Here is a 9,377-nt window from a genome sequence, read left to right as displayed (position 1 = left end):
CCCCCCCCCCCCCCCCCCCCCCCCGCCCCCCCCGGCGGCCCCCCCCCCCCCCCCCCCCCCCCCCCCCCCCCCCCCCCCCCCCCGCCGCCCGGGCCCCGGCGGCGTTTCGTACGGGGGCGAGAACCGCCCGGCGACCGGCCCGGGCCCGGGGCCCGTATGGCCAGCTACTCGTACGGCCTGGGCCCGTACGGACCGCCACTCGTACGGCCCGGGCCCGTGCAGCTCACGGTCCGTACGGACCACCGCCCGTGCAGCCCCACTGCCCGCACGGACCGAATCAGCCCCTACTCGCCCTACTTGTCGATGTCGCCGACGACGAAGAACAGCGAGCCGAGGATGGCGACCATGTCGGCGACCAGGGTGCCGGGGAGCAGGTCGGTCAGGGCCTGGATGTTGTTGAAGGAGGCCGAGCGGAGTTTGAGGCGGTAGGGGGTCTTCTCGCCCTTGGAGACGAGGTAGTAGCCGTTGAGACCGAGGGGGTTCTCGGTCCAGGCGTAGGTGTGGCCCTCGGGGGCCTTGAGCACCTTGGGGAGCCGCTGGTTGATCGGGCCGGGCGGCAGGTCGGCGATGCGGTCCAGGCAGGCGTCGGCGAGGTCGAGCGAGTTGTGCGTCTGGTCAAGCAGGCATTCGAAGCGGGCCAGGCAGTCGCCCTCGCTGCGGGTGACGACGCGCAGCGTGTCGCGGAGCTCCCCGTACGCGAGGTACGGCTCGTCGCGCCGGAGGTCGAAGTCGACGCCGGAGGCGCGGGCGATCGGTCCGCTGACCCCGTACCCGTGCACCGCCTGGGCGGTGAGCACGCCCACGTCGCGGGTGCGGGCCCGGAAGATGTCGTTCCCGAGCACCAACCGGTCATAGACGTCCATCCGCGAACGCGCCTCGGCCACCGCCGCGCGCGCCCGGCCGAGCCAGCCGGCGGGCAGGTCCTCCTTGAGGCCGCCGACCCGGTTGAACATGAAGTGCATCCGGCCGCCGGAGATCTCCTCCATGACGGCCTGGAGCTCCTCGCGCTCGTGGAAGGCGTGGAAGACCGGGGTGATGCCGCCCAGTTCGAGGGGGTACGAGCCGAGGAACATCAGGTGGTTGAGGACGCGGTTCAATTCGGCCAGCAGGGTGCGGGTCCACACCGCGCGCTCGGGCACCTCCATGCCGAGCATCCGCTCGACGGCGAGCACCACGCCGAGCTCGTTGGAGAAGGCGGAGAGCCAGTCGTGCCGGTTGGCGAGCATGATGATCTGGCGGTAGTCACGCGCCTCGAACAGCTTCTCCGCACCGCGGTGCATGTAGCCGATGACCGGCTCCGCGTGGGTGATGACCTCGCCGTCGAGCACCAGCCGCAGCCGCAGCACGCCGTGCGTCGACGGGTGCTGCGGTCCGATGTTGAGCACCATGTCGGTGCTCTCCGCCGCTCCGCCGATGCCGACTGTCGTCTCCGTCATGCGCCCTAGTCTCTCAGCTCGCCCCGACGGGTTTCGGCCGCGTCCCGGGGTGGTTGGGGGAGCACTCGGTCGACGGAGAGTCCCCGTACGGGCTGACACAGCCAGCGGAAGCGCCCGAGGCCCGCGGGGTCGGTCAACTCGGCCGCGGCGCCGGCCGCGCCCAGCGCCCGCAGATAGCCGACCGGATCGCTGCTGGCCTGCGCCAACGGCGGTCGCCGCCCCCGCACGCCGAGCGCGTGCAGGGCTGCTCGTTGGGTGCGGATCGCGGGGGTGTCGGTGCCGTGGGTCGGGGCTTGGGGCGAGGCCGGGGCTGGGGCTTGGGGCGAGGACTCGGCTGCCCCAGCCACTTCGGCCGCACTGGCCGCATCGACCGCACCAGCCATCTCAGCCGTACTGGCCACCTCGGCCACACCGCTTACGCCAACCACCTCGGCCGCACCGGTCGCGCCGGCCACCTCAGCCATGCCGGCCACCCCAGCCGCGCAGGCGTCCAGTGCCACATGGGCGGTCAGGTCGCACGAGCCGTCCGGTACGGGGCGGACCTCGCGGCCGGCGCGGAAGCCGGTGAGGGTGCCGTACGGGGGGCGCTCCGCGCGCTCGTGCGCGTAGTCGACGGCGACCGCGAGCCCGGCGTGCAGGCAGGCCACGGCCCGGGCCCAGGCGGCGTCGCGGGGCGCTCCGAGTTCGGCGCGCAGACCCGGTTCGGGGCCGAGCGGCCACCACGCCGCCAGCCATGCGGCGTCCGCGGCCGACACCGGCCCGCCGAGCCGCTCCGTACCGTCCGGCGCCACCCGCACCAGGTGCGGCATGCCGTCCGCGGCCACTTCGACCACGTCGAGCGGCACGTTGTCCAGCCACTCGTTGGCGATCAACAGGCCGGTCAGCGAGCCGGGCGCGGGGAGCTCGGCGAGCCACTCGATGCGCGGGTCGAGCCCGGCCGGCCGTTCGGCGCGCTCGACGGCACACGGTCGGAGCCTGCTCACGAGCCCGCGCGCGGCCCTGCCGCTCCCGCCAGCCGTGGCATCGCCCTCGCCAGCAGTGGCACCGCCCCCGCCAGCCCTGGCGCCCGCTTCCCCGGCGGTGGCACCGGCCCCGCCCCCCGCGGCACTGTCCGCCGCATCCAGCACATCCAGCACATCCACCGCTGCCAACGGGTCCGCCGCATCCAGCGCGGCCAACACGTCCCGCAGGAGTTCGCCGCGGCCGGCGCCCACGTCGAGCAGGGTGAGTTCGGCGGGGTGTCCGAGCGCCGCGTCCACCCGGGTCAGCAGGGTGGCGATGGCCTGTGCGTACTGCGGCGAGGCGTGCACGGAGGTGCGGAAGTGGCCCGCGGGGCCCTCGGGGCGCCGGTAGAAGCCGTTCGGCCCGTACAGCGCGGACTCGGTCGCCTCCCGCCACCCGACGTCCTCCGCGGACCGCCCCGCGGGGCTAGGGGCCGCGTTGGCGTCGCCCGCCTCGTCGGATGGTTCGGGTGGTCCCGTCCTCGGGCCTGTCTGTTCCACCTGGTCCGGCCGTTCTCTCCGCTGCTTGGGGCCCCGGCCCGCGCCCGGCCGGCGTCGAGCGCGTACCCGCTCCGCTTCCATCTTCGCCGCTCCCGGCCGCGCCTCCGCCGCGGCCCGGCGCCCGACGTCGCGCCCGCGCGCGCCGGGGGGCCGCCGATGCGCCCCGTACGACCGGTTTCGTCGCGGTGGGACGGCCGGCGGCGCGGACGGTCGGCCCGGACGTGAGCTGTGCCCCACCCGGGCGAGGCAGGGCTCACCCCTTCCATCGGCACCTCGCTGACCTGCACTTTTGCTCATACGGGGCAGCAATACGGAGGAAAGTGAGCGCTCGATCTCCACCTTGGGGAGTACGCCGGGGCGTACCGGATCGACCGTCCGGTTGACCTCTGCACTTACTTCCCCTGCCTACGCTGGGTGACGTGCAGCGTCTCTACGATTTCCTCCGCAGACATCCGACCGGTGTGGACGGCTTCTGGGCCGTCATGCTGGCGGCCGTCTCGCTGCTCTGGATCGTTGAGGTCCACCTGGACAAGCGCCCCGGGCCCGTGGCGGCGGTGGCGAGCGGCGTGCTGTGCGGCGTGCTCTGCCTGGCCAGCGCGTTCCGGCGGCGGGCGCCGGAGATGATGCTGCTGGTGTGCGCGGGCGTCGGCGTACTCCAATTGATCGCCGACGTGGAGGTCAACGCCGCCGACTTCGCGATGCTGGTGTTGATCTACACCTGCGCGGCCGACGGCGCCCGCTGGTCCTCCTGGCTCGGCCTCGGGGGCGGCCTCATCGCCCCCCTGATCGCCGCGGTGCGCTGGCCGCCGGAGGCCCAGAACGACTGGCAGTCGGTCGTCTCCGTCTTCTTCATGACCATCCCGTTCGCCCTCGCCTGGGTGCTCGGCGACTCGATAAGGACGCGCCGGGCCTACTACGCCCAGTTGGAGGAGCGCGCCGCCCGGCTGGAGCGAGAGCGCGAGGCACAGGCCAAGGTGGCCGTCGCCGGCGAGCGCGCCCGGATCGCCCGCGAACTGCACGACGTGGTCGCGCACAACGTGTCGGTGATGGTGGTGCAGGCCGACGGCGCCGCCTACGTCCTGGACACCGCCCCCGACCAGGCCAAACAGGCCCTGGAGACGATCTCGGGCACCGGCCGGCAGGCGCTGGCCGAGATGCGGCGGCTGCTCGGCGTGCTGCGTACCGGGGAGGGCGCCGAGGGCGGCGAGTACGTGCCGCAGCCGGGCGTGGAGCAGTTGACGGAGTTGATAGAGCAGGTGCGCGGTGCCGGGCTGCCGGTCGACTTCAAGGTCGAGGGCGACCCGCGCCCGCTGGACAGCGGCGTGGAGTTGACCGCGTACCGCATCGTGCAGGAAGCGCTCACCAACACGCGCAAGCACGGCGGACAGAACGCCGGCGCGACCGTGCGCCTGGTGTACGCGGGCAGTGAGCTCGACCTGCTGATCGAGGACGACGGCCGGGGTGCCGGGCGCGAACTGTACGAGGCGGGCGGCGCCGACGGCCTCGGCCACGGTCTGATCGGCATGCGCGAGCGCGTCGGGATGGTCGGCGGCAGTCTGGACGCGGGGCCGCGCAGCGGCGGCGGGTTCCGGGTCAGTGCGGTGTTGCCGCTGAAACCGGGGAGGTGAGGGCGGTGAGCGGGCCCCGCGGGGCGTCGCGTAGCGTCCCCCACCACGGCGGGCATCCGCCCGCGCCCCACCGGTCGCCGACCCGCCATCGGCCGCCGACCCGCCCCCGGCCCGCGGGCCTGACCGGGCCCGGCCGGCCCGTACGCCGACCGTCCGAAGCGCCCGCCCCTCCGGCGCAACGGCCGTCCCAAGACCTCGCTCGATGATCACCCGAAGACCCCGCTCGACGACCACCTGAAGAAAGCGACCGAACCGATGCCGATCCGTGTGATGCTCGTCGACGACCAGGTGCTGCTGCGGACCGGCTTCCGCATGGTGCTCGCGGCCCAGCCGGACATGGACGTGGTGGCCGAGGCGGGCGACGGCCTCGAAGCGCTTGAGGTGCTGCGGTCCACACAGGTGGACGTCGTCCTGATGGACGTCCGCATGCCGCGGCTCGACGGCGTGGAGGCCACCGCCCGCATCTGCCGCGCCGAGAACGCACCCAAGGTGCTCATCCTCACCACGTTCGACCTCGACGAGTACGCGTTCTCCGCGCTGAAGGCGGGCGCCGGCGGCTTCATGCTCAAGGACGTGCCGCCCGCCGAACTGCTCACCGCCATCCGCGCGGTGCACAGCGGTGACGCGGTGGTCGCCCCCAGCACCACCCGCCGGCTGCTCGACCGCTTCACGCCCATGCTGCCCAGCAGCACCAGTACGGCCGAGGCGGAGCGCTCCGAGGTCAGCAAGCTCACCGACCGGGAGCGCGAGGTGATGCTGCTGGTCGCCCAGGGCCTTTCGAACGGCGAAATAGCGGCCAAGCTGGTGCTCTCCGAAGCGACCGTGAAGACCCACGTGGGCCGCATCCTCACCAAGCTCGGCCTGCGGGACCGGGTGCAGGTGGTGGTGCTGGCGTACGAGACGGGGCTGGTCAGGGCCGGCGGTACGGCGTCGTAGCGGCGGCGGCCGGGGGCACGGCGCGCGGTCGGACCTGGCGTGGCGCGGGCGGGGAACTCGGCGCGCCGCGGCGCTCGGTGGGCCCTGGCGTGGCGCGCGGGGGACCCGGGCACGCCGGTCCGGGCTCCCGCCCGCAGCCTCACCCGGGACCCGGGCGCGCCGGTTCGGGCTCCCGCCCGCCGGCTCACCGCAGTACCGACTCCAGGAAGTCCGTGCCGAGCCGGGCCATCGCCGTCAGATCGAGGTGGTGCAGTACGTACCGGCCGCGCCGCCGGGTGGACAGCAGCCCGGCCTTCTTCAGCACGGCCATGTGTCGCGAAACCTCGGGCGCGGTGATGTTGTGCGCGGTGGCGAGTTCGCCGGTGGTGTGCGCGCCGCGGGCCAGGGTGCGGCAGAGCTTCATCCGGACCGGGTGGGCCACCGCCTCCAGGCGGAGCTGCACGATGTCGAGCGCCTGCGGGCGGGGCAGCTCGGGCGAGTTGACCGGATAGTGCACGACCGGCTTCCAACCCGGCGCGTGCAGCACCAACAGGTGCGGCCAGCCGAACGCGGTCGGCACGAACGTGATCCCGTGCCGGTCGCCCGGCTGGGTCGCGCTGGTCCCGCCGGTCACCAGCTTGTCCACCACGATCTGCTGCCGCTCCGTGTCGAGCGTCAGCGCCGGCGAGACCGCGGCCAGCGCTTCGGCGAGCCCCTTGTGGCGCAGCAGCTCCGCCTTGTGCCGGGCGTCGGCCGCGAGCTGGAACCGCACCCGCTGCCAGGTGTCCCCGAAGAACGCCTGCTCACAGTCCTCGAAGAGGCGGCGGAGCCAGGCCCGTACGGCCGGCGGGTCGGCCAGGATGCGCTCCACGAAGGCGGCTTGGGCCGGGCCGCGGGCCGCCGCCCGCTCGCGGGTGCGCTCGCGCTCGGCCCCGTCGTGCAGCGGGTTGGGGCGCGCGGTCCCGTACTGCGCCGAGCAGGAGATCTCCAGCGCCGCCATGACGAACTGCTCTTCGGGGAGCTCGTCGAGCCGGTCCAGGTCCTCGGCCAGGGTGGCGCCGGGGTCGGGCGGCAACAGCATGTCGGAGCGCGTGGTGCGCCACAGGAAGTCCGCCTCCTGGAGCCGGTCGGCCAGCTCCGGCTTGAGGGCGCACGCGGTGGTGGTCGTCCAACTGTGCAACCCCGGGTGGTGCGCCGGCTCGGCCAACGCGTGCAGCGCCGCGCTCAGCTCCGCCAGGGGTGAAGGGGCGAAGACGATGCGCTCGGGGGACAGCCCCGCGATGTCGATGGTCAGGCTCACCCTCCTACTGTGCACTGCCGATGCCCCAGGTCAACGTCCACTTGACGGCCTTCGTCAATCGAAGCGACGGCCGCGCGACGGCTGCCGCACGGTGAAGCCATGGACATCACGCAGCAGTACGCACTCGACCTCTACCGCAGCGCACAACAGGGCGTGCCCGCCCCGCCCGCGCCCGGCCAGCACGACTGGCGGGTGGCCGCCGAGGTGCGCGAGTACCGCAGACTCCAGGCCGCGACAGCGGACCGCCCCGCGACCGGCGGCCCCCTGACCCGCCTGCTCCACGCCCTCCGCCACACCCGGCGCCGGGGACACCGCACCACCACCTTGCACACCGGCACCGGCACCGGGGCGCGGTCGGTGGGGGCTGGTTGCTGAGGTGCGGTACGAGGCGGGGGCCTGGGCCGTACGGGGGCATCGAGCGGGGTCGGGAGCGGCCGGGGCGCGGTCGGCCGTGGTGGGTTGTCGATGTGCGGTGCGAAGCGGGGTTTGTCCGGGGGCGCCGGGTGCGGCCGGGAGGACCGGGGCGGTGCGGGTGCGGGTGCGGAAGTTGGCGTTGGCGGGGTGGGTGTTGGTTGCCGCGTGACGGGGCCTGCGACGGGGCCCGGGCGGTGCTCGGGTGGTGGGTAAGGGGAGCATTGGACGGCCGGGCCCGACCCGAACGACCCGTACGGGAGTACGGGCGCGGGCGCCCCGCCACGGTGCTGCTGGCGGCGTCTCGGCCTCTCGACGGTGCGCTGAGACCCCGTACGACCGGACCGTAAACCGCAGGTCAGAGACGGTGGCCGCAGAGTTATCCACAGGCTGAGGACGTCCCAGGGGATCGCTGGGGGCACTCGCGTAGCATGGCGCTCAAACGTCCGGTACCCCTCGCGGACTGGAACGGAAGGCCGTCGCCCCGTGAATCCACCCACCATCCCCGAACCCCAGGACAGGCCCGCCCGGCTCACCGTCGGAGTCGTCGGCGCGGGCCGGGTCGGGCCCGCGCTCGCCGCCGCGCTGCAACTGGCCGGGCACCGTCCGGTCGCCGCATCCGGCGTCTCCGACGCCTCCCGGCGGCGGGCCGCCGCGCTGCTGCCCGGGGTGCCCCTGGTCACCCCCGCCGAGGTGCTGGCCCGCGCGGAGCTCGTGCTGCTCACGGTGCCTGACGACGCGCTGCCCGACCTGGTCACCGGGCTGGTCGAGACGGGCGCGGTGCGCCCGGGGCAACTGCTCGTGCACACCTCGGGGCGGCACGGCACGGCCGTGCTCGCCCCCGCGCTGCGGGCGGGCGCGCTGCCGCTCGCGCTGCACCCGGCGATGACCTTCACCGGCACTCCGGTGGACGTGGACCGGCTCGCGGGGTGCGCCTTCGGCATCACCGCCCCCGAGGAGCTGCGGCTCGCCGCCGAAGCGCTGGTCATCGAGATGGGTGGCGAGCCCGAGTGGATCGCCGAAGAGGCCCGCCCGCTGTACCACGCGGCGCTCGCCATCGGCGCGAACCACCTGGTCACGCTGGTCGCGCAGGCCCGCGAGCTGTTGCAGGAAGCGGGCGTGGCGGCCCCCGGCCGGATGCTCGGCCCGCTGCTCGGCGCGGCTCTGGACAACGCGCTGCGCAGCGGCGACGCCGCGCTGACCGGCCCGGTCGCGCGCGGCGACGCGGGCACCGTGGCCGCGCACGTGGCCGAACTGCGCCGGCGCGCGCCGCAGGCCGTGCCGAGCTATCTGGCGATGGCGCGTACGACGGCGGACCGGGCGCTCGCGCACGGCCTGCTCAAGCCCGAGTTCGCCGAGGACCTGCTGGACGTGCTGGCCCACCGCGCGGACGACGGGCCGCCGGGCGGCAGCGGAGGGACGGACAGTGCGAACGGGACGAGTGGAGGCGGCCGATGACCCCGCGACGGTGGAGCGAGCCGGTGGCCGGCGAGCCGGATGTGGAGCTGTGCACCAGCGTCCGTGAGTACGGCGAGGTGCTCGGCCCGTATCCGACGCCCGGCCGCTCGGCCGTGGTGATGACGATGGGCGCGCTGCACGCCGGGCACGCCACCTTGATCCGCGCCGCGCGCGCCCGGGTGGGCGATGAGGGCCTGGTCACGGTCACCGTCTTCGTCAACCCGCTCCAGTTCGGCGCGGGCGAGGACCTGGACCGCTATCCGCGCACCCTGGACGCCGACCTCCGGGTGGCGGCAGACGCCGGCGCCGACATCGTGCTGGCGCCGCCGGTGCACGAGGTGTATCCGGGCGGCCAGCCCGAGGTGCGGCTCGCGGCGGGCCCGATGGGCGAGCGGTACGAGGGGGCGTCCCGGCCCGGGCACTTCGACGGGGTGCTCACCGTGGTGGCCAAACTGCTCCACCTCACCCGCCCTGACCTGGCCTTCTTCGGAGAGAAGGACGCTCAGCAACTGGCCCTGATCCGCCGCATGGTCACCGATCTGAACTTCCCCGTGCAGATCGTCGGCATCCCCACCGTGCGCGAGGGCGACGGCCTCGCCCTCTCCAGCCGCAACCGCTATCTGTCGGCCGCCGAGCGCGGCACGGCCCTCGCGCTGTCCCGGGCGCTGTTCGCCGGGCGCACGACGCTGACCGGCTCGACGACCCCGCCGCCCAGCCCTCGCGGCGG

Annotated in this window: 8 protein-coding genes and 1 pseudogene; 5 read left to right on the top strand and 4 right to left on the bottom strand. The window is 74.4% G+C overall.

Annotation, left to right across the window (positions count from 1 at the left end; all coding sequences use genetic code 11):
- From AAHZ94_RS21250 to AAHZ94_RS21240, 3 genes and pseudogenes are all read right to left on the bottom strand, one after another.
- Nucleotides 1–243 (bottom strand): annotated as a pseudogene (locus AAHZ94_RS21250) (hypothetical protein); the annotation flags it as partial.
- Between the two features lie 50 nt (nucleotides 244–293).
- Complete coding sequence (locus AAHZ94_RS21245) at nucleotides 294–1,436, bottom strand: NADH-quinone oxidoreductase subunit D (RefSeq protein ID WP_349994571.1); 1,143 nt, start codon at nucleotides 1,434–1,436, stop codon at nucleotides 294–296.
- A 5-nt stretch (nucleotides 1,437–1,441) separates the two neighbouring features.
- Nucleotides 1,442–2,809 carry an SAM-dependent methyltransferase gene (locus tag AAHZ94_RS21240; protein WP_502964730.1) on the bottom strand — a complete coding sequence of 456 codons (1,368 nt, stop codon included), beginning with the start codon at nucleotides 2,807–2,809 and terminating at the stop codon, nucleotides 1,442–1,444.
- Nucleotides 2,810–3,357: 548 nt separating this feature from the next.
- On the opposite strand from AAHZ94_RS21240, the gene AAHZ94_RS21235 reads away from it, so the two are divergent.
- Entirely contained in the window at nucleotides 3,358–4,566 is a 1,209-nt protein-coding gene (locus tag AAHZ94_RS21235) for a sensor histidine kinase (RefSeq protein ID WP_349994569.1), read from the top strand.
- Nucleotides 4,567–4,821: 255 nt separating this feature from the next.
- Nucleotides 4,822–5,502: a response regulator transcription factor gene (locus AAHZ94_RS21230; RefSeq protein WP_349994568.1), complete on the top strand. Its 681-nt coding sequence runs from the start codon at nucleotides 4,822–4,824 to the stop codon at nucleotides 5,500–5,502.
- 184 nt (nucleotides 5,503–5,686) lie between these two features.
- Here AAHZ94_RS21230 and AAHZ94_RS21225 read toward each other — a convergent pair whose 3' ends face one another.
- The gene (locus AAHZ94_RS21225; protein ID WP_349994567.1) at nucleotides 5,687–6,781 is read right to left on the bottom strand and encodes a DUF5937 family protein; all 1,095 of its coding nucleotides are present in this window, start codon (nucleotides 6,779–6,781) and stop codon (nucleotides 5,687–5,689) included.
- Between the two features lie 99 nt (nucleotides 6,782–6,880).
- Here AAHZ94_RS21225 and AAHZ94_RS21220 point away from each other — a divergent pair, with 99 nt between their 5' ends.
- The 3 genes from AAHZ94_RS21220 to panC all read left to right on the top strand — a co-directional run.
- Nucleotides 6,881–7,156, top strand: coding sequence for a hypothetical protein (locus AAHZ94_RS21220; RefSeq protein WP_349994566.1), 276 nt, complete (start codon nucleotides 6,881–6,883; stop codon nucleotides 7,154–7,156).
- Between the two features lie 522 nt (nucleotides 7,157–7,678).
- Nucleotides 7,679–8,650, top strand: coding sequence for a Rossmann-like and DUF2520 domain-containing protein (locus AAHZ94_RS21215; protein ID WP_349994565.1), 972 nt, complete (start codon nucleotides 7,679–7,681; stop codon nucleotides 8,648–8,650).
- Nucleotides 8,647–9,377: pantoate--beta-alanine ligase (panC, locus tag AAHZ94_RS21210; RefSeq protein WP_349994564.1), on the top strand; the 731-nt coding region annotated here is incomplete at its 3' end. The genes AAHZ94_RS21215 and panC, both read left to right, overlap by 4 nt.

Origin of the sequence: Streptomyces sp. HSW2009 (assembly GCF_040240285.1) — a bacterium.
In the GTDB taxonomy this organism is placed as follows: Bacteria; Actinomycetota; Actinomycetes; order Streptomycetales; family Streptomycetaceae; genus Streptomyces.
This window is presented reverse-complemented; position numbering and strand designations above follow the sequence as displayed.